General features: G+C 72.8%; 23 protein-coding genes. 12 read left to right on the plus strand and 11 right to left on the minus strand.

The features are described 5' to 3' along the window. Positions 1-89: 89 nt before the first annotated feature. Positions 90-896 carry an SDR family NAD(P)-dependent oxidoreductase gene (locus tag LN042_RS14925; protein ID WP_372495741.1) on the minus strand — a complete coding sequence of 269 codons (807 nt, stop codon included), beginning with the start codon at positions 894-896 and terminating at the stop codon, positions 90-92. Positions 897-1,041: 145 nt separating this feature from the next. Here LN042_RS14925 and LN042_RS14930 point away from each other — a divergent pair, with 145 nt between their 5' ends. Continuing rightward, positions 1,042-2,130 (plus strand): MGDG synthase family glycosyltransferase, encoded by a 1,089-nt coding sequence (locus LN042_RS14930; RefSeq protein WP_249801070.1) that lies wholly within the window; start codon positions 1,042-1,044, stop codon positions 2,128-2,130. Between the two features lie 205 nt (positions 2,131-2,335). Here LN042_RS14930 and LN042_RS14935 read toward each other — a convergent pair whose 3' ends face one another. Both LN042_RS14935 and LN042_RS14940 read right to left on the minus strand, forming a co-directional pair. Further along, positions 2,336-2,578 (minus strand): transposase, encoded by a 243-nt coding sequence (locus LN042_RS14935; RefSeq protein ID WP_372495742.1) that lies wholly within the window; start codon positions 2,576-2,578, stop codon positions 2,336-2,338. A 75-nt stretch (positions 2,579-2,653) separates the two neighbouring features. Then, complete coding sequence (locus LN042_RS14940) at positions 2,654-3,763, minus strand: FAD-dependent oxidoreductase (RefSeq protein ID WP_230051690.1); 1,110 nt, start codon at positions 3,761-3,763, stop codon at positions 2,654-2,656. 123 nt (positions 3,764-3,886) lie between these two features. Here LN042_RS14940 and LN042_RS14945 point away from each other — a divergent pair, with 123 nt between their 5' ends. Further along, on the plus strand, positions 3,887-4,480 hold the full coding sequence (locus LN042_RS14945) for a TetR/AcrR family transcriptional regulator (protein WP_230051691.1): 594 nt from the start codon (positions 3,887-3,889) through the stop codon (positions 4,478-4,480). 401 nt (positions 4,481-4,881) lie between these two features. On the opposite strand, the gene LN042_RS14950 is transcribed toward LN042_RS14945, so the two are convergent. Beyond that, entirely contained in the window at positions 4,882-5,352 is a 471-nt protein-coding gene (locus LN042_RS14950) for a MarR family winged helix-turn-helix transcriptional regulator (RefSeq protein WP_230051692.1), read from the minus strand. A 93-nt stretch (positions 5,353-5,445) separates the two neighbouring features. On the opposite strand from LN042_RS14950, the gene LN042_RS14955 reads away from it, so the two are divergent. Beyond that, positions 5,446-5,772, plus strand: coding sequence for an ATP-binding cassette domain-containing protein (locus LN042_RS14955; protein WP_230051693.1), 327 nt, complete (start codon positions 5,446-5,448; stop codon positions 5,770-5,772). Positions 5,773-5,916: 144 nt separating this feature from the next. After that, on the plus strand, positions 5,917-6,675 hold the full coding sequence (locus LN042_RS14960) for an SDR family NAD(P)-dependent oxidoreductase (protein WP_230051694.1): 759 nt from the start codon (positions 5,917-5,919) through the stop codon (positions 6,673-6,675). Between the two features lie 284 nt (positions 6,676-6,959). Here the strand turns inward: LN042_RS14960 and LN042_RS14965 are convergent, their stop codons facing one another. Beyond that, positions 6,960-7,928 carry a pirin family protein gene (locus LN042_RS14965; protein WP_372495743.1) on the minus strand — a complete coding sequence of 323 codons (969 nt, stop codon included), beginning with the start codon at positions 7,926-7,928 and terminating at the stop codon, positions 6,960-6,962. A gap of 96 nt (positions 7,929-8,024) precedes the next feature. Here LN042_RS14965 and LN042_RS14970 point away from each other — a divergent pair, with 96 nt between their 5' ends. Next, the gene (locus LN042_RS14970; protein ID WP_230051695.1) at positions 8,025-8,531 is read left to right on the plus strand and encodes a carboxymuconolactone decarboxylase family protein; all 507 of its coding nucleotides are present in this window, start codon (positions 8,025-8,027) and stop codon (positions 8,529-8,531) included. 307 nt (positions 8,532-8,838) lie between these two features. On the opposite strand, the gene LN042_RS14975 is transcribed toward LN042_RS14970, so the two are convergent. The 3 genes from LN042_RS14975 to LN042_RS14985 all read right to left on the minus strand — a co-directional run bounded on the left by LN042_RS14975 (position 8,839) and on the right by LN042_RS14985 (position 12,842). After that, positions 8,839-10,494: a phospholipase D-like domain-containing protein gene (locus LN042_RS14975; RefSeq protein ID WP_230051696.1), complete on the minus strand. Its 1,656-nt coding sequence runs from the start codon at positions 10,492-10,494 to the stop codon at positions 8,839-8,841. Between the two features lie 228 nt (positions 10,495-10,722). Next, a complete protein-coding gene (locus LN042_RS14980) occupies positions 10,723-12,240 on the minus strand; it encodes a glycerol-3-phosphate dehydrogenase/oxidase (protein ID WP_230051697.1) in 1,518 nt (505 codons plus the stop codon). Further along, positions 12,237-12,842, minus strand: a complete 606-nt coding sequence (locus tag LN042_RS14985; protein ID WP_230051698.1) for a TetR/AcrR family transcriptional regulator — start codon at positions 12,840-12,842, stop codon at positions 12,237-12,239. The genes LN042_RS14980 and LN042_RS14985 overlap by 4 nt, the downstream gene beginning before the upstream one ends. A 41-nt stretch (positions 12,843-12,883) precedes the next feature. Here LN042_RS14985 and LN042_RS14990 point away from each other — a divergent pair, with 41 nt between their 5' ends. From LN042_RS14990 to LN042_RS15010, 5 genes are all read left to right on the plus strand, one after another. Continuing rightward, positions 12,884-14,488 carry an FAD-binding oxidoreductase gene (locus LN042_RS14990; protein ID WP_230051699.1) on the plus strand — a complete coding sequence of 535 codons (1,605 nt, stop codon included), beginning with the start codon at positions 12,884-12,886 and terminating at the stop codon, positions 14,486-14,488. 5 nt (positions 14,489-14,493) lie between these two features. Continuing rightward, positions 14,494-15,363, plus strand: coding sequence for a diacylglycerol/lipid kinase family protein (locus tag LN042_RS14995; protein ID WP_230051700.1), 870 nt, complete (start codon positions 14,494-14,496; stop codon positions 15,361-15,363). Between the two features lie 333 nt (positions 15,364-15,696). Continuing rightward, a complete protein-coding gene (locus tag LN042_RS15000; protein ID WP_230051701.1) occupies positions 15,697-16,275 on the plus strand; it encodes a TetR/AcrR family transcriptional regulator in 579 nt (192 codons plus the stop codon). Between the two features lie 39 nt (positions 16,276-16,314). Then, positions 16,315-17,538 (plus strand): beta-ketoacyl-[acyl-carrier-protein] synthase family protein, encoded by a 1,224-nt coding sequence (locus LN042_RS15005; RefSeq protein ID WP_230051702.1) that lies wholly within the window; start codon positions 16,315-16,317, stop codon positions 17,536-17,538. Positions 17,539-17,549: 11 nt separating this feature from the next. Continuing rightward, on the plus strand, positions 17,550-18,302 hold the full coding sequence (locus LN042_RS15010) for a class I SAM-dependent methyltransferase (protein WP_230051703.1): 753 nt from the start codon (positions 17,550-17,552) through the stop codon (positions 18,300-18,302). Here LN042_RS15010 and LN042_RS15015 read toward each other — a convergent pair. Both LN042_RS15015 and LN042_RS15020 read right to left on the minus strand, forming a co-directional pair. After that, the gene (locus LN042_RS15015) at positions 18,278-18,574 is read right to left on the minus strand and encodes a hypothetical protein (RefSeq protein WP_230051704.1); all 297 of its coding nucleotides are present in this window, start codon (positions 18,572-18,574) and stop codon (positions 18,278-18,280) included. The genes LN042_RS15010 and LN042_RS15015 overlap by 25 nt on opposite strands. Before the next feature lie 240 nt (positions 18,575-18,814). After that, positions 18,815-19,903, minus strand: a complete 1,089-nt coding sequence (locus LN042_RS15020; protein WP_230051705.1) for a phosphatidylinositol-specific phospholipase C domain-containing protein — start codon at positions 19,901-19,903, stop codon at positions 18,815-18,817. 233 nt (positions 19,904-20,136) lie between these two features. On the opposite strand from LN042_RS15020, the gene LN042_RS15025 reads away from it, so the two are divergent. Next, the gene (locus LN042_RS15025; protein ID WP_230051706.1) at positions 20,137-20,406 is read left to right on the plus strand and encodes a hypothetical protein; all 270 of its coding nucleotides are present in this window, start codon (positions 20,137-20,139) and stop codon (positions 20,404-20,406) included. 37 nt (positions 20,407-20,443) lie between these two features. Here the strand turns inward: LN042_RS15025 and LN042_RS15030 are convergent, their stop codons facing one another. Continuing rightward, on the minus strand, positions 20,444-20,767 hold the full coding sequence (locus LN042_RS15030) for a putative quinol monooxygenase (protein WP_230051707.1): 324 nt from the start codon (positions 20,765-20,767) through the stop codon (positions 20,444-20,446). Positions 20,768-21,059: 292 nt separating this feature from the next. On the opposite strand from LN042_RS15030, the gene LN042_RS15035 reads away from it, so the two are divergent. After that, positions 21,060-21,956 carry a phytanoyl-CoA dioxygenase family protein gene (locus LN042_RS15035; RefSeq protein ID WP_230051708.1) on the plus strand — a complete coding sequence of 299 codons (897 nt, stop codon included), beginning with the start codon at positions 21,060-21,062 and terminating at the stop codon, positions 21,954-21,956. Positions 21,957-22,079: the final 123 nt, after the last annotated feature.

A 22,079-nucleotide genomic window follows, 5' to 3' on the forward strand; every position in this document is an offset into this window, starting at 1 on the left:
CTCGCGGCTGAACGGACGGACGGCTGGTGCGGTGGCGGGGTCCCGGGCCGAACGGCTGGTGCGGTGGCGGGCGCCCGGTCCGGCCGGCCTCAGCCGAAGCGGACGGCCAGCCGCTGGTACAGCCCGGGGGCCGCGCTGCGCACCAGCCCCGGCAACCGCAGCCAGCCGGGCACGTAGACGACCTGTTCACGGTCCAGGGCCACGGCACGGCAGACCGCCTCGGCGACCCGGTCCGGCGGCAGCGGGCGGGGCCAGGAACGGGTGTACGGGGCGCCGCGCCGCCGGAAGAAGGGGGTGTCGATGACGCCCGGCAGCACGTGGCTGATCCGCACACCCGAGCCGTGGACCTCCTGCCGCAGGGCGTCGGCGAAGACGCCGAGGGCCCCCTTGGCGGCCGAGTACACCGCCTCGTTGCGCACGCCCAGGGTTCCGGCGATCGACCCGATGAGGACGATGTGCCCCTCGCCGAGGGCGAGCATGGAGGGCAGCACCAGGCGCACGATGTGGATGGTGGCGGCCAGGTCGACGGTGAGCAGCCGGTCCACCGCCTCGGCCGGCATGGTGCACAGCGGCCCGGCCCAGCCGACGCCCGCCGCGGCCACCAGCAGCCCGATCCGGTCCGGCGCGGGAGCGGCCGCCGCCACCAGCGCCGCGGGCGCCCCCGGCTCGGTCAGGTCGGCTCGCAGGGCGAGGCCGCCGGTGCGGGCGGCGATCTTGTCGAGACGGTCCCGGTCCCGCCCGCACAGGGCCAGGCGCCAACCACCTTGGTCGGCGAGCCGCTGCGCGATGGCCGCCCCGATCCCGGAGGACGCGCCCGTGATCAGGCCGACGCGCACGGCTCGGTCCGCCGGCTGCCGGTGGCCCGGCGGACCGCTACTGCGGCGGAAGGACAACACGGAGACTCCTGTCCGGAGGCGGAACTGCCCGTGGCGTCGGCGGCGCGGGACCCTGGTGCCGCACCGCACGTTCGTCTCCCGTGCACCGTACCCGGTGCGTGCTGGTCCAGCGCGCCGAACCGCGCCCGCCCGGCCGCACCCGCCTATGGTGGGGCTCGTGGGCAGGTTCCTGATCCTCAGCGCGAGCATGGGGGACGGCCACGACGCGGTCGCCCGCGCGCTGGCGGCCCGCCTCGAGCGACGGGACCACGACGCCGTCATCGTGGACGTGCTGCGGCTGCTGCCCGGACGCGCGGCGGGTGCCGCGCTGCGCGGCTTCTACCAGGGCTGCATCCGGCACGCCCCGTGGGTGTACGCGGCCCTGTACGCCGCCTTCTTCCGCCCCGGGACGGGACCGGGCACCAGCCCGCTCGCCGCAGCGGCCGGGCCGCGTCTGCTCGCCCTCACCCGGCGGCTGCAGCCGGACCTGGTCATCCCGGTGTTCCACCTGGCCGCGCAGGTGACGGGACGCGAACGGGCCCGTGGCCGCCTGAAGGTACCGACAGCCGTGCTGGTGACGGACTTCGCGATCCACCGGCAATGGCTGCACCCCGGCAACGACCACTACCTGTGCATGACCGAGCCTGCCGCCGACCAGACCCGGGCCGGGACCGGCCGCCCGGCCCGGGCCGTCGGCGCGGTGCTCGCCGACCGGTTCCTTCCCCCGCAGGCGCCCGCACGGCGTCCGGTGCCCGGGCCGCCCCGAGTGCTGCTTTCGGCCGGCGCCTGGGGCGCGGGGACGCAGTTCGACCGGACCGCCCGGGCCCTGACCGCAGCGGGCTTCGCACCGGTGGTGCTCTGCGGACGCAACGACCGCCTGCGCCGCCGCCTCGACGGGCTGCCCGGCGTCACCGCCCTCGGCTGGCGGCGGGACCTGCCCGCGTTGCTCGCGCAGAGCGCGGCCCTGATCGACAATGCCGCCGGGCAGACGGCGCTCCAGGCCCTCGCCCTGGGGGTGCCGGTGGTTGGCTACCGGCCCCTGCCCGGACACGGCCGCGACGGCGTCCGGGCGATGGCCGACCTCGGCCTCAGCCGGCTGGCCGAGAGCCCGGCGGACCTGCTCGCGGCACTCGAGGACGTGCTGCGGCAAGGGCATGACGGGCGCGTGGAACAACAGCCCGCCCCGCCCACGCCCACCGCGCGGCTCTTCCCCGGCAGCGCCGCGTCCCACTTGATCGAGCTGGCGGCCCGCTGAGGCGAGCAGTGCCCAGGACGTGGGGTCCCGTCGGCGTCGCACGGCGTCGGTGCCGGTGCTGGGCCTGCTCGCCGACCTGCTGAGGGGGATCAGGTGGCTCCTCCCTCATGAGACGGTGGAAAACGTTCCGTCATCTCCCCTGACTGGTTCATGTCGTCGTCTCCGGCTGCTGGATCGATCACCTCGTTGGGCTGCCCATCACGCCTCACCACCGATGCACCACCGGTGGTGCATCGGTGGTGCTGGGCGACTTGTAGATGGTGACGGCCATCGCTCCCAGTTGCTTGTTGGCCTTGAGCGCGAGGTCGATGGCATCGCTCACAGAGTTACTGGTCACCGGAATGTTGTTCACGTAGACGCTGTGCGTGATCTCTTCGAGCCGGTCCAGGTGTCGGTCGGCGAAGACGTTGTGCCGGTACTTCGTCACGAAAACCAAGTGCGCATGCACCGCCGCCGCCGTCCGGCCGCCTCACCTCCGCCGTCGATCGATCCTGCTCGGTCGGCGGTCGGGCACGCTGCGGGTTCAGGAGGTAGGCACGGGAACGAGGTTGTCGAGTCCCCTCGCACTGCCCGTCGCGGCTTCGATCGAGCGCGGCAACATGATGCTCTCGTAGGCGCGGACGGCGTCGTCGACGCTCGACTCGGCGACCAGTGCGTGAGCGAGGTCGGCGCCGTCGAGCATGGCGAGGTTGGCGCCCAGCCCCACCGGGGGCATCAGGTGCGCGGCATCGCCGAGCAGCGTGACTCCGGGAACGTGTTCCCAGGTGTGCGGGACGGGCAGGACGAACAGCGACCGGTGGACGAAGCCGTGGTCGCCGTTGCGCAGGACGTAGCGCAGGCTCTCGTCCCAGTCGTCGAACATGCTCAACAGGTGCGTCCGCACGGCCTGCTGGTCGGCGAGGTCGATACCGGCGGCCTCGTGCCAGTCCTCGGGCGCGCGGAGCGCGATGTAGGCGCGGATGTGGCTGTTGCTGTTGCGCTGGGCGACCAAGGTCTTGCCGGCGCCCTTCGCCAGCATCGAGCCGTTGCCGACCAGCCGCGCGAGGTTCCGATGGCGGGTCTCGCAGTCGTCGAATCCGGTCTCGACGAAGGCCACACCGGTGTAGCCGGGTACGGCGGGCGACAGAGCCGGGCGCACGCGTGACCAGGCGCCGTCCGCACCGACCACCAGATCGAAGTCCTCGAAGGCGCCGTCACCGAAGAGCACCCGGCAGCTGCCGTCCGCCGGTGGGGCGACGCCGGTGACGGCGCGGCCCCACCGCACCGTGCCCTCTGCGAGCGAGTGCAGGAGCAGACCCCGCAGCTGGCCCCGGTCGATCTCGGGCCGTCCGCCATCGGCGGACGGCCCGCGCTTTGCCAGGAGGGCGCCGGTGGCGAAGTCGAGCACGCGCCACTCGTCTCCTTCGGGGCGGGCGAGGGCGTGGAACCGGTCGAGGAGCCCCGCCGCACCGAGGGCGGCCTGGCCGGTGTCGGGATGCATGTCGAGGGAGCCGCCCTGCGGGCGGGCACCGGTGGAGGCCTCGCGTTCGAAGACGGTCACGGAGCGGCCGTGCTGCTGGAGGACTCGCGCGCAGATCAGGCCACCGAGGCCGGCGCCGACGATCGCAATACGGGCATCACGGGCAGAGTGCATGGGAGTGCCCCTCGGGAGGTGGTCAGCCGCCGGACGACCCGGCGCCACCAAGAAACCACACTCGACAAACAAGTGCAATGACTAAACTTTTATAGCGAGTGCACCTCGCGGTACGGTGTGCGGGTGACCGAACCGACCGGGCGCCGCGAGCGCAAGAAGGCCCAGACCCGCCAGTCCCTGGCCGATGCCGCACTTGAGCTCTTCCTCGAACGCGGCTACGACCACGTCGGCGTCAAAGACGTCGCCGACCGCGCCGACGTCTCGGTGACCACCCTCTTCAAACACTTCTCCGGCAAGGAAGCCCTGGTCTTCGACCAGGACGACGAACTGGAAGCGGAACTCGTGGCCGCGGTGCGCGAACGCCCCCCGGGCCAGACGATCCCGCAGGCGCTGCGCGAGCACATCCTGCTGAAGCAGACCCAGCTCGCCGTCCATGCGGAGGACCCGCGGTTCGCCGACTTCACGCGCCTGGTGCAGGAGACCCCCGCGCTGCGCGAGTACGCCCACCGCATGTGGACACGCCACGAAGCGGCCCTGGCCGGAGCCATCGCCCAGGCCGTGGGCGCCCCCGAGGACGACGTCAGCTGCGCCGCCCTGGCCCGTTTCGCCCTGGAGGCCCGCGGCATCATCCTGCGACACGCCGAACCGCGCCGGGCCGCCGACGAGGCCTTCGCGCTGCTCGAGCACGGCTGGGCAGCCTCCCATCCGACCAGCTGACCGGGCTGCCGAGGCTCCCCGCCGTGCGCGGAGGCGGTGCGCGCGCTCGGGACGCGGTGCCAACGCCGCGAGGTCGGGCTCGTCGGGGTAACGGCTCGTCGTCGCGCGCAGGTCGGCGACGAGGGACTCCTCGAACGCCGCCCGCTCGGACCCCGTCTGCCGGACCCGGGGCAGCTCACCCAGGAACTGCCAGACCAGGACGTCGCGTTCTCCCACGCCGCGAACCGCAGTACCGCCGGCACGAGCACCGCCATCCGGCCCGGCGGCTGCGACCGGAACGGGGAGCGGATCGCCTTCGGATGCGAGCGCAGCAGGTCACTGAGGTGGGCAAGGGTGCTCGTGGATCTTCGGCTGCAGGCGACGCTGCCTGAAATGGGGCGGTTGCTGGGTGTTCGTCACCTTCATTTCCCTTCCGCGAGGCCCTCCCACGGCGGGGTGCCCTCTCCCGGACCGCCGGCGTTCGCGGCAAGGCGGCCGAGGAGCTGGGACAGCGTGTCGACCTCCTCGGTGCTGAAGCCGGCGTTCAGCCGGGAGGTGAACTCCATGGCGGCCTGGCGCAGTCGCACGAACGACTGGCGGCCTTCCTCGGTCAGCTCGACCACGTGCACCCTGCGGTTCTCCGGATCGCGCTGCCTGGTGATCAGGCCGCGCTTCTCCATCGCGTTGAGGTGGTGGGTGAGCGTGGCGCCAGTGATCCCGACCGCCTCGGCCAGCGCGCGCTGGTGAGGCACCGGCCTGATTGTGAGGTTCAGCAGGATCAGCCAGACCGGCAGCGATCCGCCGGCCTGGTCGAGCGCATCGTCGAAGCCGCGGCTGACAATGCGGGCCGTCTGACTGAGCTGAAGGCCGATCGGGGCCTGGGAGTTCCACACGGGCACATCCTAACAGGGCCACTTGACATCTAACGATTAGAGATCTAACCATTAGACCTGGGGCGAGGGAAGCAACGGAAGGGGAACCGGGCCATGGCTACGCCAACCATCGAAGCCGACGCACTCGTCAGGACACTGGGCCCGAACGGATCCGGCAGGACCACGGCGCTCTCGGTCCTGTCCACGGCGTTGCAGGCGGACTCCGGGCGAGCCGCAGTCTGCGGCCTGGGCGTGGTCCGACAAGCCCCGGCCGTCCGCGAGGTGATCGGCTTCGCCGGCCGCTTCGCCGCCGTGGAGCCCCGGCTCACCGGGAGGGAGAACCTGCCCCCGCTCGCACGCCTGTCCCGGCTGCCCAGGCGCCACCTGGCCGAACGCGCCGTCCAGCTGCTCGAAGGGAGCTCGCCCGCGCCCCGCGGATGATCAGCTCCGAAGCGACCGGCGGCCCGGGCGCACACCGGGGCAGCTGCTGGCCATGCGCGTGACCGCGAGCAGCGACTGCAGAGCCTGCCCAGCTACGCCACTCGACATTCTCTGCCACAACAACAAGCCAAGAGGACCATCCTCATGAACGCTCTCCGCAACCGCGTCGCCCTCGTCACCGGCAGCTCCCGGGGCATCGGGGCCTCCATCGCCGAACTCTTCGCCGCCAAGGGAGCAAAGACGGTGCTCCACGGCCGCGATGCCGCCGCACTCGAAACCGTCCGCGCCAAGATCGCCGCCGCTGGCGGCGAAGTCCTGGCGCTGACCGCCGACCTCACCCGCTTCGACGAGATCGAGGCCCTGCGCTCCCGCATCGAGGCCGAATTCGGAAGCGTCGACGTCCTCGTGGCGAACGCCGGCGGGAACCCCGTGCGGCCCGGACCCATCGAAGAGATCACCGAGGAGGGCTGGCGCGCCAGCATCGACGCCAATCTGACCAGCACCTTCCTCACGGTCAAGAGCTTCCTGCCCGGCATGAAGGAGCGCGGGCACGGCAGCATCATCACCCTCTCCTCCGCCGCCGCCCGCCGACCCACCTCGCAGTCCCCCTTCGCCTACGCCGCGGCCAAGGCCGGAATCGAGCTCCTCACCAAGGGCCTCGCCACCCAAGCCGGACCGCACGGCATCCGGGTCAACTGCATCGCCCCCGAGACCATCATGACGGAGCGCAACGAGCGCCAGATCCCCGCCGAGATCCAGCGTGCCCTCGTCGAATCTCACCCCATCCGTCGCCTCGGCACCCCCGAGGACATCGCCGAGGCCGCGCTCTTCCTCGCTACGGACTCGGCCTCCTGGATCACTGGCGTGGTCCTCGACGTCGCCGGCGGATCTGTCCTTGTCTAAAGGCGTCATGACTCGTCACCCTCACCCCGGAGGGCTACGTTCCCAGGTAGAGCCGCCGACCGGACCCACGCCGGACGGCTCGTACCGTCCCCCGGACACCATGCCGACCAACGTCCGCGGTACGCACGCTCCCAGCGCTCCGGCTGACCCGGCGCCGGGTGTGTCCAGCACAGACCCCCGGCGCCGCCCCGCTCGGGACTCCGCCTGCGGGAAGGCCACCTGACCAGCCCGTTCGAAGATGGCGAAGCCTCACCGTTGAAGGGTCCGGCCCTCATAGGGTCAGGTCAGCGCGGGTTTCCACGGGGCCTCAGGGCCACCTTCGGCAGCGCCGGGGCGGGCAGGCGCTCGCCCGGGTAACCCTGGACCTCGCCGAACCTGACCCCGTTCTCCCAGTCCTCCCGTGCCTGTGCGATCTCCTCCTGGGACCGGGCGATGAAGTTCCACCACATGACGATCTGCTCCTCGAAGGGCGTGCCGCCGATCAGGATGGTCCGGGCGGTTTCGTCGCCGGTGTTGGTGAGGGTGAGCGTGGTGGTTCCGGGGGCGAGGTAGCCGAGTTCGGCCGGGCGCAGGGGGGTGCCCGCCATCGTGACGTCCCCGTGGTCGACGAGCAGGCCGTGCTCGAAGGCGGGGTCGACGGCGAGGGTGACGGTGGTGTGCGGGTGGAGGGTGAGCTCGGCGCCGAGCAGCGGGGTGAAGGTCGGGACGGGGGAGGTGTCGCCGGCCAGGGTGCCGAGGAAGACGCGTGCCTCGCCGCCGTCCAGCGGGACGGGCCGCGGCACGTGGTGCTGGAAGTCGCGCGCGGTGTGGCGGTGCTGCTCCGGCAGGGCCACCCACAGCTGGACGCCGTGCAGGGTGGTGGTGGCGGGAGTGGACACCTCGGAGTGGCTGATGCCGTGGCCGCCCGTCATCAGGTTCAGCTCGCCGGGCCGGACGAAGGCGTGGATGCCGAGGCTGTCGCGGTGCTCGATCTCGCCGCTGAACAGCCAGCTGACCGTCTGCAGTCCGGTGTGGGGGTGCGGGGCGACGTCCATGCCGCCGCTCTCGGCGACGTGGTCGGGCCCGTAGTGGTCCACGAAGCACCAGGCGCCGATCAGCGTCCGGGCCCGTTGCGGCAGGGTGCGCCGGACCGTCATCGCCCGCGGCCCGCCCAGCGGCACGTCCCGGGCGGGCAGCACCTCCACCCGGGGGCCGGCCGTCCGCCCCCGGGCTTCGCCGCGCGGCTCGATGGGGTCGGTCTCGGTGGTGGTCACGATGGGTCCCCTCGTCGGCTCTTCAAGAATGTTTCAGTTTCAACTATTATGCCATGGCGTACTGCCGCCCGACAGTGATCTGCCAGAGGAGTTTCCATGAGTGACGCGATGGCGACGGATGTGACCGCGACCCCGGTGCGCCGGCGGGTCTTCATCGACAAGCAGAGCCCCGAGGCCTACCGCGCGCTGCGCGCCACGGCCGAAACGGTCCGCACGGGCGCGGCGGACGCCGGGCTCGACCGCAAGCTGGTGGAACTGGTCAACCTGCGCGTCTCCCAGATCAACGGCTGCGCCTACTGCCTCAACGTGCACACCAAGGCCGCCCTGCAGGCGGGCGACACCGCACAGCGGCTGGGTACCCTCCCGGCCTGGCGCGACACCGAACTGTTCACTCCCGAGGAGCGCGCCGCCCTCGCCCTCGCGGAGGCGGCCACCCACCCGGCGGACGCCGCGCTGCAGGAGGACGCCTACCGCGCCGCCCGCGAGGTGCTGACGGACGACCAGGTCTCGGCCGTGATCTGGGTGGCCATCGCCATCAACGCCTTCAACCGGGTCTCCATCCTGAGCAAGCACCCGGTGCGCCCGGTCCCCGGGCAGCGGTGACCGGGGCAGGTCCGATGCCGAGTGGTCATGTGGTGTGATCGCCCGGGTGCCCGGCCCCGCCGTGCGCGCCGCCGCCGTCCGCCGCCGCCGTCCGCCGCCACCGTCCGCCGTCCGCCGCCGTCCGCCGTCCGCCGTCAGACGGCTGACGGCTGACGGCTGACCAGCGCAGCCGGTACCCCGACTGCGACCATGGCACCACTGACCCGCCCGAGGCCGCCGACTGGGTCCCGGGCGGCCGACCCGGCGCAGAGTGCCGCGGAGGAGGGGCCCGCCACGCACCCGGCTGCGGTGCCGCCGCGTCGCAGCCTCAGCCGCACACGCCCCTGGCGTAGTCGAAGGTCGCCGCGGCCTGCGAGTACTGCCACTCCGGGGTGATCAGGTCGGCGTCCAACTGCCGGGCCGCGGTGGGGTCTTCGACGATGTAGCCGAAGTCCTGGAGGAAGGCCGGGTAGAGGTTCTTGGAGCCGATGTAGAAGGCCGAGTCGTCGACCGAGACCAGCTTGTGGTGCAGGGCGTACGGGTGACCGTCGGCCCAGGTCGGGGTGGCGGCGGCGCGGAAAGAGGCGAGCTGCAGGTTCTGGCACATCGCGGTGTGCGCGGCCTGGCTGCTGCCGGTCAGGGTGGTCAGGTGGTTCAGCAGCGTGTCGCTGACCTCGTCGAGCGACTTGATCTGCGAGTAGCCGCCGCTGCCGACCAGGCCGCGGTTGGCGGGGTCGCTGACCACGATCCGCACCTTGACGCCGGCGGCGAGCTTGGCCGCCAGCGTGTCGTACAGCTTGACGTCATAGCGCGGCATCGGGGGGCAGGTGCCGTTCAGGTCCTGCTGGGAGATCTCGATGTGGTTGGTGGCGCTCGCGACCAGGGTGCGCAGCGCGCTCTCCTCCGGGTTGACGGTCGCGTAGTCGCGGTCGGTGTTGGTGTAGTCGTGCACGCCGATCGGACCGCAGCTGACGTCCGGGGCGGTGGCGGGGGAGAACCGGTCCCGCGAGGCCGGGTCCGCGTCCTGGACGCCGACGCCGAGGCCGCCGATCGCGATGACCGGGGTGCTGCCGGTCGCGGCGGCGGGCGCCGGGTTGGCGTCCTGCTCCAGCGTCGGGTCGCAGGAGGCGCCGTTGGAGGCGGCGAACCAGGCGGCGGAGAGCAGCCCGGTGTTGCGGCAGGTCCAGCCCCACAGGGTGTCCAGGTAGCGGCCGGCGGTGCCGGCGGCCGGGCCGGTCAGCGCGAGGTCGACGTCGGAGACCGGGTGGGCGGTGTCGAGGTAGTCGTCCTTCCAGCCGTTGATGCCGCCGGTGATCACCCGCTGCCCGTCCACCACGAGGAGCTTGGAGTGGTTCCAGGAGAACGCCGTCTTGGCGGTGGTCATCGAGGCGACGGTCAGGGTGACGCTGCCGGCCGCGTCGCCGAGCTTGCCCACCAGTTCGTCGCGGTACCGGGTGGGCAGTGCGGTGATGTTGTAGACCGGGGCCGCGCCGACCAGGATCCGCACCTGGAGCTTGTTGCCCTTCGCCACCGCCGACTTGAGGCCGGCCACGATCGCGTCCTCGAATCCGCCGTTGGGGAACGGCGCGAGCGAGGATATGTCGACGGTGCGGGTGGCGGTGGCGATGGTGCTGGTCATCTTGGCCAGCAGCTGCTGGGTGCCGGGGCGGTCCGTGCAGGCCGGGTCGCCCCAGCAGGCGGGTGTCTGGAGCAGCCAGCCGGCCGGGTCGCCCGCGGGTGCGTCGAGGGAGTTGCCGGTGGTGCGCTGCCAGGTGGTGCCTTCCAGGCCCGGGGAGAGCTGACGCAGGGTCTGCTCGACGGCGTCCAGGTGCGGGGTCGGCGAGCCGGCCTGGACGCTGCCCTGCGGGCCGGCCGCGGTAGGGGAGCCGGCGAAGGCGGGGGCGGCCGGGACGGCGGTGAGGACGGCGGTGGCCAGGGCGACGGACGCAGCGCGGGCGAGGCGGTGCGGCTGCTGACGGAGCACAGGGGGTCCTTCAGAGGATTCGACGGATGTTCAGATGATCAGACCCTGAAAGCTACCTGAAAGTAACCTGAGACTCCATCGGGCTCCGTCGAAATCGCGTCAGCCCCCGACTCCCTCGGGCGTGGATGGGTGGATGGATGTGCTGACGCAGCGTCACTCCGGATGGGACAACCTGACCTCCCGTCACCGAGTGCTCAAGCCTTCCCCGCTGCCGCACCGCCGCCGCCGTCAGCCGGCGAGTGCGGCCTCCGCCGCGGCGACGGCGGTGGCCCGGGCCTCGGGGCTGAGGCCGATCCGGGTCCGGCGGTCGAGCAGGTCGGCGACGTCCAGGGCGCCCTCGTGCCGTACGGCGAACAGCAGCTCGGCCGTCGTCACCTCGGTCGCCCCGCAGATCGGCCGGTTGAGCTCCGGCCCGCCCACGGCCAGCACGTTGCTCGCCTCGGTGCCGTAGCGGTGGACGAGGCGCCCGGGTGCGCGGACGGCGCCGAGCTGGGCTCGGCTCGCCGCGCCGACCAGCGGCAGCGTCGTGGTGCGGCAGGGGCCGCAGGCGACGCCGCTGCGGGCGATGCCCGCGTCGAGGGCGTCCTGCGCCATCCGCCGGTAGGTCGTCAGTTTGCCGCCGACGACGGTGATCAGGCCGTCGGCGCCCGTGATGACCTGGTGCTTGCGCGAGATGTCCGCGGTGGTGCCGCTGCCGGTGTCCAGCAGCGGGCGCAGGCCGGAGAAGGTGCCGAGGACGTCGTGCCGGGTCAGGCCGGACGCGAGCGCGAGGTTGATGGTCTCCAGCAGGAAGTCGATCTCGGACTCGGCGGCGCGCGGCTCGTCCGGCACCGGGCCGGGTGCGTCCTCGTCGGTCAGGCCCACGTACACGCGGTCGTCCGGGGCCGGGAGGGCGAAGACGTACCGTCCGAAGTGGCCGGGGACCGGCACGGTGAGCCCGCAGGACAGACCGCCGAAGGCCTCCTGCGAGACGACCAGGTGGGTGCCGCGGGACGGTCGCAGGGTGAGCCCGGTGGCGAGCTCGCCGGCCCACACCCCCGTGGCGTTGATGACGACGCGGGCGCCGACGTCGATCGAGCGGCCGGTCAGCGTGTCCGTCAGCACGGCGCCGGCGCCGGTGGCCTGCTTGACCTCGGTGCGGGTCAGCACCTTGGCGCCGAAGCCCGCGGCGGTGCGGGCCAGGGCGACGACCAGCCGGGCGTCGTCGTTCAGCTGGCCGTCCCAGCCCATCAGGCCGCCGCGCAGACCCGCCGCGCGCACGGTGGGGGCGTGCCGCACGACCTCGGCGGGCGAGATCCGGCGGGAGCGGGGCAGGGTGGCGCTGGAGGTGTGCGCGGCCATCCGCAGCAGGTCGCCGGCGAGCAGGCCCACCCGGGTCAGCGCCGCGTCCTTGGCGGAGACCGACGGGTGCAGCGGGATGACCTGCGGGAAGGCGCGGACCAGGTGCGGGGCCGTCCGGTTGATCAGGATGCCGCGCTCGACCGCGCTCTCGTGTGCGATGCCGACCTGACCGGACGCCAGGTAGCGCAGCCCGCCGTGCACCAGCTTCGAACTCCACCGGCTGGTGCCGAAGGCGAGGTCGCGCTTCTCGGCCAGCACGACCGACAGGCCGCGCGAGGCCGCGTCCAGCGCCACTCCGGCGCCGGTCACCCCCGCGCCGATGACGAGCACGTCGACGCGGGGGTCCGCGTCCAGCTCGTCGAGCTCCCGGGTGCGGCGGTCGGCGTTGAGCGAGGTGTTCTTCACGGTGCCAGGTACCTGTCGATCAGCTCGGACAACTCGGCGTCCAGAGCGGCGTATTCGGACGGTGCGACGAGGACGGGCCCGGTCAGGGTGAACGACCAGGCGCTGAGCAGTACGGAGCGGGCGAGCATGGCCGCATCCCCGCCGCGGATCGAGCCGTCGTCCTGCCCCTGTTCGATGCCGGCCCGGACCAGCGCGAGCTGCATCTCCGTGCTGGTGCCGCGGCGCTCGAACACGTAGGGGACCAGGAAGTCCGGGTCGACCTCGATGATCTTGCGCAGCAAGGGGTGGGTGCGCAGCTCCCCGACGAGGTGCACGACGGTCGACGTGACCCGCGTCCGGCTCGGGCCCTCGGGCAGCCGCGCCCGGTCGACGACCGCGGCGAACTCCCGGGTGACCAGGGCGGCGATCACCGCGCGGACGTTCGGCCAGCGGCGGTAGAGCGTCGCCCGGGAGACCTCGGCACGCCGGGCGATGTCGGCCATGGTCAACCGCTTCATGCCGATCGCGAGCAGCAGCTCGTAGGCGGCGTCGAGGATGCGCTCCTCGGGGATCGCGTTGGCCGCGGTCATCGGCTCATCAACCTTGCGTTGCTGCAACACCATATGTATATGTGTATCACCTCACCGATCGATGGAGGAACCTGGTGACCGAGTACGATCTGCCTTCCGCCGCGCGGCACCCCTACACCTGGGGCAACCTCGACACGCCCGGGCACCTGCCCGAGGCCGCGGCCGGCGCGATGGCCGCCCTCGGCGCCGTCCCGCCGCCGGCCAGCGTCGCGGTGGCCGACGCCCGCGTCCCGGACAGCACCCTCCCGGTCGAGGCCGCGGACGAACTGGCCAAGGCGCTCGGCGCCGAGCACGTCACCTCCGCGCACGACGCCCGCGTCGAGCACACCCGGGGCTTCTCCACGCCCGACCTGCTGAAGCTGCGTGCCGGCGACGCCTCCGACGCGCCCGACGCGGTCGTGTTCCCCGGCTCCCACGAGGACGTCCTCGCCGTCCTGGAGATCTGCACGCGGCACCGCGTCGCGGTGGTCCCCTTCGCCGGCGGCACTTCGGTCGTCGGCGGACTGGCCCCGGTGCGCGCCGGGTTCGCCGGTGTGATCGCGCTCGACCTGCGCCGACTGGACCGCCTGGTGAGCGTCGACGAGGTCTCCCGCACGGCCGTGCTGCAGGCCGGCCTGCGCGCGGTCGACGCGGAGCGGCTGCTGGCCGAGCACGGCCTCACCCTCGGGCACTTCCCGCAGTCCTTCGAGATGGCCTCGATCGGCGGATTCGCCGCCGCCCGCTCGGCCGGGCAGGCCTCGGCGGGCTACGGCCGCTTCGACGACATGGTGGTCGGCCTGACCGTCGCCACGCCGCGCGGCACCGTCACCCTGGGCACCGCGCCGAAGTCCGCGGCCGGCCCCGACCTGCGCCAGCTCGTGCTCGGCTCGGAGGGCGCGTTCGGCGTGATCACCTCGGTCACCGTCCGGGTCCGTCCGGTGCCGGCCGTCCGGGTGTTCGAGGCCTGGAACTTCCCGTCCTTCACCGAGGGCGTGGCGGCGCTGCGCGCGCTCGCCCAGGACGGCCCGCTGCCGACGGTGCTGCGCCTGTCGGACGAGATGGAGACCGCGGTCAACCTCAGCGACCCGAGCGCCGCGCTCGCCGCGCCGGGCTCCGGCGGCTGCCAGGTGATCACCGGCTACGAAGGCGGCGAGGCGGCCGTCGCCGCCACGCGCGCCGCCGTGACCGAGCGGTTCCTCGCCCTCGGCGCGCGGAGCCAGGGCACCGAGGCCGGCGAGAAGTGGCGCACCGGCCGGTTCCGCGGCCCCTACCTGCGCGACCCGCTGCTCGACGCCGGGGCGCTCGTGGAGACCCTGGAGACCGTGACCTTCTGGTCGAACCTGGAGCAGCTGAAGACCGCCGTCACCGAGGCGATCTCGGGCTCGCTGGCCGAGCAGGGCACCCCGGGCCTGGTGATGTGCCACATCAGCCACGTGTACGAGACCGGCGCCTCGCTCTACTTCACCGTGGTCGCCAAGCAGCTCGACGATCCGCTGGCGCAGTGGGCCAAGGCCAAGGAGGCGGCGAACGCCGCGATCCGGGCGTGCGGCGCCGCGATCTCGCACCACCACGGCGTCGGCACCGACCACCGCGAGACGCTCGCGCTGGAGCTCGGCCCGATCGCGGTCGACATGCTGCGCGCGGTCAAGGCGAGCGTCGACCCGGCGGGCGTCCTCAACCCCGGCATCCTGATCGGCTGACGGGCGTGCCTTCCTACACCGCGCTGATCAACCCCATCTCGGGCGGCGGACGGGCGCCCAGGGTGTGGGAGCCGATCGCCAGGGCGCTGGCCGCGCAGGGCGTGCCGGTGGCCACGGAGCTGACCCGCAGTCAGCAGCACGCGGTCGAGACCGCGGCCGCCGCCGCGCGGCGCGGCGACATCGTCATAGCCGTCGGTGGCGACGGCCTCACCCGCGACGTCGCGGCCGGCGTTTACGGCACCGGCGCGGCGATGGCGGTCGTCCCCGGCGGCCGGGGCAACGACCTCGCCCGCAAGCTGCGACTGCCGCACGACCCGGCCGGGCTCGCCGCGATGCTGGCGCGCGCGGTCACCCGCAAGGTCGACGTCATCGAGGCCGCCGGCCACGTCGTGCTCGGCAACGTCTACGTGGGCATCGACTCGGTCGCCACCGAGGCGATCAACAACGCCCGCTGGCTGCCCGGCCTCGTCGCGTACCGGCTGGCGCCGATCGGCGCGATCCTGCGCTGGACGGCGCCGGAGTTCACGCTGACCACGGCCGAGTGGTCCAAGCAGGGCCGGATGCACATGGTCGTCGTGGCCAACTCCGGCCGCTACGGGCACGGTTTGGACATCGTGCCGTCGGCCGACCTCGGCAGCGGCGTGCTGGACGTGCTGACGGTCGCCGACGCCCCGCGCGGCAAGGTGGTGCGCTTCATCTCCAAGGCGAAGACGGGGGCGCACGTGGCGGCGGAGGAGGTCGCGATCGCCCGGACCACCGAGATCACCCTCGACGCCGACCGCCCGGTCCCCGTGCACGCGGACGGCGACTACCTGTGCGAACTGCCGGTGACCATCACGGTCAAGCCGGCCGCGCTCGACCTCGTGGTGCCGTAGCGGCGGCCCGGCCGGACGGACCGCGCGGGCGGTTGCCGCGGAACGGCCGCGGAACCGCACGCGCGTCCGGTCCCTCCTCGCCCGATGGCGGGAACCCGATGGCGGGAACCCGATGGCGGGAACCCGATGGCGGGCAAGGGGGGACCGGACGCCCCGACTCGGCCATGGCGGGTCCAGCCGGGGCCGCGCCACGGCTCCGGAACACCCGCAGTCCCGTCGGCGGCAACCGAGTTGGGCTTCGGCGGTGACGGGTGACGGGCTCCCCCCGGGCGGTGTGCGGAGGCGGCCTCGCCGATGCCGGGCGGGTGCGGACCGGGAAGTACCATCGCCCTCATGACGAGCAGAGACGTGGACCGCACCCGGCTCCGCCTGTTGGCGGCGGCCCGGACCGAGTTCGCCGAGCACGGCATGGGCGGGGCCCGCGTCGATCGCATCGCGCTGGGTGCGGGCGTCAACAAGGAACGCATCTACGGCATCTTCGGCAGCAAGGAGAAGCTGTTCAGCGCGGTGGTCGCGGAGGCGTTCGGCGATCACGCGGCGCGGGTCGGGCTTCCGACCGGTGACCTGGGGGAGTACGCCGGACGGATCTTCGACTTCCACCGGGACAACCCGGAGCTGACCCGGCTGATGCTCTGGGAGGCGCTGCACTACGGCACCTCGGCGCTGCCGGACGAGGGGCCGCGCTCCGCCAACTACGCCGGGATGGTGTCGGCGCTGGCCGAGGCGACGGGCGGCCGGGCGGACGAGCGGACCGCCGCGACCCTGCTCTCGGTGATCGGCCTGGCCATCTGGCCGCTGGCCGTTCCGCAGCTGGCCCGGCTGATCGCCGGCGACGTCCAGGAGCGGCCGGAAGAGATGCGGGCGCACGTGGTGCGGATGGCCGGCGCGCTCCCGGCCGCGGGGGGCTGCTGAGGTTGCCAACCAACTGGTTGGTTGGCTAGCGTCACGCCCATGCGAACCAACGCGATGGACGTGTGGGCAACCGGTCTCGGCGCCATGACCCTGCTGGGTGCGGACCTGGCCGGCACCTGGTCGGCGATGCTGGCCGGGGCGAACGGCATCGCCTCGTTGGACGACCTGGGCTGGGCCGAGTCGCTGCCGGTGCGGATCGCCGCCCGGCTGACCGCCGACCCGGCCGCCGCGCTGAGCCGCACCGAGGCCCGCAGGCTCGACCGCAGCGAGCAGATCGCCCTGGTGACCGCTCGCGCCGCCTGGGCGGACGCCGGCGCCCCGGAGGTCGACCCGGAGCGGCTCGCCGTGGTGATCGGCACCGGAATCGGCGGCCTGACCTCCCTGCTGGACCAGAACCGCATCCTGGAGACGGCCGGCCCGCGCAAGGTGTCACCGCACACCGTGCCGATGCTGATGGCCAACGGGCCGGCCGCCTGGGTCAGCATGGACCTGGGCGCGCTGGCCGGCGCCCACGCCCCGGTGAGCGCCTGCGCCTCGGGTGCGGAGGCCATCGCGCTGGGCCTCGACCTCATCCGGGCCGGCCGGGCCGATGTGGTCGTCGCCGGCGGGGTCGAGGCGTGCGTCCAGCCGCTGCCGCTGGCCGCGTTCGCCCAGATGATGGCGCTGTCCACGGCCAACGACGACCCCGAGCACGCCTCGCGGCCGTTCGACGCCCGGCGCAGCGGATTCGTGCTGGGCGAGGGAGGTGCGGTCCTCGTGCTGGAACGGGCCGACCACGCGCGCGCCCGCGGCGCCCGGGCCCACGGGGCGGTGCTCGGCGCCGGGACCACCTCCAGCGCCGCGCACATCAGCGCCTCCGACGTGCCGGGCCAGCAGCGGGCGATGCGGCAGTCGCTCCGCGACGCGGACCTTGGCGGCGCCGACATCGGCGTCGTGCACGCGCACGCCACCTCGACCCCGCAGGGCGACCTGGCGGAGGCCGAGGCCATCGCCACCGTCATCGGCAGGCATCCGGTGGTCACCGCGACCAAGTCCATGACCGGTCACCTGCTGGGCGCTTCCGGGGCGCTCGGCGCCGCCGCCGCCGTCCTGGCGCTCCGGGACGGTTCGACGCCGCCCACCCGCAACCTGGAAGACCCGGATCCCGCCGTCGAGTTGGACGTCGTCGCCGGCACCGCGCGCACCGGTCGCTGGGACACCGCGCTGGCGAACTCGTTCGGGTTCGGCGGCCACAACGTCTCGCTGGTCTTCGGGCGGGTGTGACAGCGGTGCCGATGGACGACTCGCTGCGCGCCGCCAACGCCCGGCAGTTCGACCGCAGCGGCTACGTCAGCGGCTACCAGCGAGGCGACGTACGGCACTTGGTGCGGATCCGGGAGACCGTTGACGTGCTGTTGCGGCACCTGCCCGCAGGCCCCGGCCGCCGCGAGCGGCCGCTGGTGCTGGACGTCGGAAGCGGTGGCGGCATCACCGCCCGGGCGCTGCTCGACCGCGGCATCGACGTCATCGCGGGAGACATCGTCACCGGGGGCCTGCAAACCGCCGATCCGCGCGCCGCGTTGCTCCAGTTCGACGCCTCCAGGCCGTTCCCGATCGCCGACGGCGCACTGGACGGGATCGTGGCCGGTGACGTCATCCACATGCTCTTCGACCCGGTGGCGTTCCTCCGCGAGTGCCGGCGAGTGCTGCGGCCGGGCGGCATCCTGGTGGTGACCACCCTGAACCTGGCCGGTGCCCAGGACCGGCTGCGCTTCCTGGTCGGCCAACCGCCGTACCAGATCGACCCGTTCAACGACGTGCTGAAGCTCCACATCCGTCCGTTCACCGCCCGCGGCCTGGCCCGCGCCTTCGAGGCGGCCGGTCTGCGCAGCGTCGCGCTCAGGTCGAACCACTGGGTGCTGCGCGTCCGGCGGCGCAGGTTGCTGCTGCGCTGGCCGGCCCGCCGCTGGCCCGCCCTGGGGTTCGCGCTGGTCATGCGCGGCGTGCCGGCCGAGGGGACTTGTCAGGCCTTGCCGGGCAGGAGGTAGGGGCGGTCGGCGGTGCCGAGCCCCGGCCAGCTGCCGAGGCGCCACAACTGGGCGATCGCTTCCGCCAGTTCCCGCTCCGGCCGGTCTGCGAACGCCGAGGGATCGGTGCCGCCGCGGGCCACGGTGGCCACGAGCCGGTCAAGGGCCTCCGCGCCCGCCTGCTGGACCACCAGCGACCGGTAGGCGCCGACCATGCCCGTCCCGCGCAGCTGTGCCGGGCCGAGGCCGGTCAACGCGGAGGACAGGGCCAGGAACTCCGCCACCGTCGTCATGCCGCCCCTCCAAGTGATCGTCATGCTCACGGTGGACTCGCCTGAGTGATCATTCCTCGCGCCGCCCGCCTTCATGCACCAACGGGCAGCCGTCGTGCGGCGCGTCCAACAAGCCCAAGGTGCCTGCCGGGTGGCTGCCGGGTGGCTGCGCGGGCCGGCCCTTGCCGCGGGCCGGGCACCGCCAACGCCGGCCCGGTGGGTCCTGCGGTCACGCACTGGCGTCGGCGGTGCTGGGGAGCCCTAGCCGCGCGGCAGCTGCTCCGCCAGGACGGACGGCAGGCCCGTCCAGTCGCAGGACACGAAGGAGGCGTGTGCGGCGGCCAGTTGAGCCACCCGGGCGGTGGCGTCCGGCACGGACGGGGCGGTGTCGGAGAGCGCCGGGTCGACGTTCTGGGCGTCCGTCATCACCAGCAGGTAGTGGTTGGTGTCGTACCACGAGGTGTCGATGCCGCCGTCGACGTAGGCGTGGGCGTCCCCGTCGAAGACGACGAACCACTGGCGCAGGCTCGCGTCGGGGTAGCGGGTGCGCGGGTCGCCGGAGGCCGCGCCGAGGACGGACGGGAAGATCTGGGCGTCGCCGAGGTGGCCCGCGGCCTGCAGGGCGGCCAGGTGCTGGGCGTACTCGGTGTCGGTCCACAAGGTGTCGAAGGGGTTGTTCATCTCGAACGTCCCCGGGATCGCCTCCAGGATCACCTTGCCCGCGACCGCGGAACGCTTGGGCCAGTTGTTCGCGCGGGCCGCGGCGTCGAGGGTCGGGTAGCCGGCCATCAGGTCGGCCGGACGGTAGACGTCGGAGCCGAGGTGGGCCTGGACCAGGGAGTCGAGCTCGGTGGGACCGAATCCGATGGTGGCGTCGAAGCCGGCCTTCATCTCCAGCTTGACCATGATGGGGGCGTGGCTGGGGTGCGCGGCCAGCCAGATGCGGATGTCGTCCAGGCAGCTGCCCAGGTCCTTGTTGGCGCCGCCGCGGTAGAGGTCGGCGGCCGTGCTCGCGTCGACGCAGTTGTTGCCGTTCCCCAGCGGGTTGGCGTGGCTCACCTTCCACTCGCGCGTGATCGGGTCGACCCAGGTGTCGAGTTCGACCAGTGAGGTGCCCGTGTCCAGCGCCTGTGCGAGATAGGGGAAGGCGGTGGTGTCGTTGTAGGTGTTGTGCAGCCCGACCGAGGTGCCCTGGGCCAGGGAGACGTCACCGGTGTCCTGGACGGCGGTCGGCACGGCGGCCGCCGCGGTGGGACCGCCGGACAGCGCGAGCGGGAGCAGCCAGGCGGTGGCGGCGGTCAGCAGGCACGACACGAGACGACGCGGGGCGGGGTGACGCGGGGCGACCATCGGTCCTCCGGGGCGACGGAACAGGCCGACGTCATTCGGTCGGCCGGGGAAGCGAGCCTTGACATGCGCACGCGTGATGCTAGTCCGATGAGATTGCCTGGAGGTGACGTTTCGTCAAAGAGTCACCTGCTGAGCCGGGAAGGCCCGAGGGGTCCGAGGCGCCGCCGGCGGGGAGCGCGGTCCACGGCGCGGGCGCCCCGCACGGCGCCGCCCGGAGCGGCAATACTGACACCATGAACGGCGACGAGCAGCAGCCCACCGGGCCCGAGTTCGTGAAGTTCCGGATGAAGTGCCCCAACTGCAACGACCAGGGAACCCGCTACCGGGTCCTCATGCGAGCCCGTGGCCGCGTTCGCCACGACGGCCGGCACTCCATCGCGGCCGGCAGCAGCTACGTTCCGCAGACCTGCTCCGACTGCGGTGGAACGGGCTTCCTGCAGTTGGGCTCCGAAGAGTGGACGGGGTGCCCGAAACGTCCCGGAGCCGACCCGTCGGCCCCTTGAGCGCCGGCTGCCGAGCCGTGCCGGGGCGGCGGTCTCGTCAGTCGATACCGAGCTCGCCCATCCTGCTCCAGCCGGTGGCGCCCTCGATGGTGGTGCTGACGATCTGCGGTGCCCGCTGGACCAGCGGACGCAGGGTGTCCATCGCCGCGCGGAAGTGATCCGAGTTCACATGGGCTTCGCCGGCGCCGTCCTGGAAGGCCTCGACCAGCACGTAGCTGTTCGGGTCCTCGGTGCTGCGCGACCACTCGAACCAGAGGTTGCCCGGTTCGGCCCGGGTGGCCCGGGTGAAGGCGTCGACGTGGGACAGCCAGGAGTCGGCGTGCTCGGGCTTGACCGGGAATTTCACCACGATGAAGATCACTCGCCGATCCTAGTGCGTCAGCGCGGAGGGCGCCGGGGTCGAGCCACTGGATGCGGCATGCGGGTGAAGCCGGCGGCCAGGTCCGGTGTGGCCTGTGGCGCTGATCACACGCCTGTGATGCAACGCGACAGGTGGGTCGGCGGTCAAAGGAGTAGTGGTGCGGGATTCGTGGCGGGGGTGGATCTCGTGCATCCGGATGAATCACATTTCCCGCACACGCTCCATTACCGAACGTCACTTCTTCGATGGCGCCCGCCTGTTCATCCGGCGGCCGCTCACAACCGGGGGAAACATGACTCTGATCGACAAGACCGTTCCCGTTGCGCCGATGACCATGGAGCAGCGCGAGCAGTTCGAGCGCGACGGCTACCTGGTGGTGCCGGGTGCGCTCAGCAGCGCCGAGGTCGGGTACTACTCCGACCTCCTGGACCGGCTCTACGAGCAGGAGCGCGCCGCCGGGCGGGTCTCGCCCGCGGGTGCGATGCACAAGTTGAGCGCGGTGGCCGGCCTGCCCGAGGTGGTCGGCCTGATCGACCACCCGAACACCTTCCCGCTGGTCTGGTCGATGCTCGGCTGGAACGTGCACATCTACCACTCGCACCTGGACGTGCACCCGCCGATCCGGGTGCCCAAGCCCTACCGGTTCGAATGGCACCAGGACGGCGGCCGGCAGAACCGCGAGATCGAGACCACCCCGCGCCCGCGCCTCTCCGTGAAGATCGCCTACTGGCTGTCGGACGTCTCCGAGCCCGGCCGGGGCAACTTCAAGGTGGTCCCCGGCAGCCACCTGCGCGACCGGATCGACGGCCCGCCGCGCCGCGACATCCGCTGGCCGGAGCCGGAGGGCGGAATCGAGGTCACCGCGAACCCGGGCGACGCGGTCTTCTTCGACCGGCGGCTCTGGCACACCCGCACCGACAACTACTCGGACATCACCCGCAAGGGCATATTCTTCGCCTACTCCCACCGCTGGTCGCACGGCCGCGACGAGAACGACGCACTGTTCGCGCACGAGGCCTTCGCCGACTTCTCCCCGGTCCAGCGCCAGCTGCTCGGCGCCAAGCTCGCCACCGAGGGTCAGGTGCCCGGCGACCACCAGTGGGGCCACTACCCGGAGACCACCCCGCTCTACGGCTTCCTCCAGGAGCACGGCCTGCTGGACCCGGGGTACCCGCCGCTGATGCCCTGACGAACCGGCGCGGCCCCGGTCGGGAGGACCGGGGCCGCCGACGGCTCACCGGCAGGCCGGCTCCCAGCTGCTGAGCGGCTCCCCGGGCTGCCATGGGGGCAGGTCCGCGTCGAGCTCGGCGCG

Source organism: Kitasatospora humi (genome assembly GCF_020907985.1).
Lineage (GTDB): Bacteria > Actinomycetota > Actinomycetes > Streptomycetales > Streptomycetaceae > Kitasatospora > Kitasatospora humi.

What these genes read in the sequence shown, in the direction of transcription:
- LN042_RS14970 (WP_230051695.1), top strand. Translation starts at nt 8,025, where the DNA reads ATGAGTGACGCGATGGCGACGGATGTGACCGCGACCCCGGTGCGCCGG.
- LN042_RS15020 (WP_230051705.1), bottom strand. Translation starts at nt 19,903, where the DNA reads ATGGTCGCCCCGCGTCACCCCGCCCCGCGTCGTCTCGTGTCGTGCCTG.
- LN042_RS15015 (WP_230051704.1), bottom strand. Translation starts at nt 18,574, where the DNA reads ATGACGACGGTGGCGGAGTTCCTGGCCCTGTCCTCCGCGTTGACCGGC.
- LN042_RS14985 (WP_230051698.1), bottom strand. Translation starts at nt 12,842, where the DNA reads ATGGTGTTGCAGCAACGCAAGGTTGATGAGCCGATGACCGCGGCCAAC.
- LN042_RS14930 (WP_249801070.1), top strand. Translation starts at nt 1,042, where the DNA reads ATGGTGGGGCTCGTGGGCAGGTTCCTGATCCTCAGCGCGAGCATGGGG.
- LN042_RS15005 (WP_230051702.1), top strand. Translation starts at nt 16,315, where the DNA reads ATGCGAACCAACGCGATGGACGTGTGGGCAACCGGTCTCGGCGCCATG.
- LN042_RS14940 (WP_230051690.1), bottom strand. Translation starts at nt 3,763, where the DNA reads ATGCACTCTGCCCGTGATGCCCGTATTGCGATCGTCGGCGCCGGCCTC.
- LN042_RS15010 (WP_230051703.1), top strand. Translation starts at nt 17,550, where the DNA reads ATGGACGACTCGCTGCGCGCCGCCAACGCCCGGCAGTTCGACCGCAGC.
- LN042_RS15000 (WP_230051701.1), top strand. Translation starts at nt 15,697, where the DNA reads ATGACGAGCAGAGACGTGGACCGCACCCGGCTCCGCCTGTTGGCGGCG.
- LN042_RS14960 (WP_230051694.1), top strand. Translation starts at nt 5,917, where the DNA reads ATGAACGCTCTCCGCAACCGCGTCGCCCTCGTCACCGGCAGCTCCCGG.
- LN042_RS14955 (WP_230051693.1), top strand. Translation starts at nt 5,446, where the DNA reads ATGGCTACGCCAACCATCGAAGCCGACGCACTCGTCAGGACACTGGGC.
- LN042_RS15035 (WP_230051708.1), top strand. Translation starts at nt 21,060, where the DNA reads ATGACTCTGATCGACAAGACCGTTCCCGTTGCGCCGATGACCATGGAG.
- LN042_RS15025 (WP_230051706.1), top strand. Translation starts at nt 20,137, where the DNA reads ATGAACGGCGACGAGCAGCAGCCCACCGGGCCCGAGTTCGTGAAGTTC.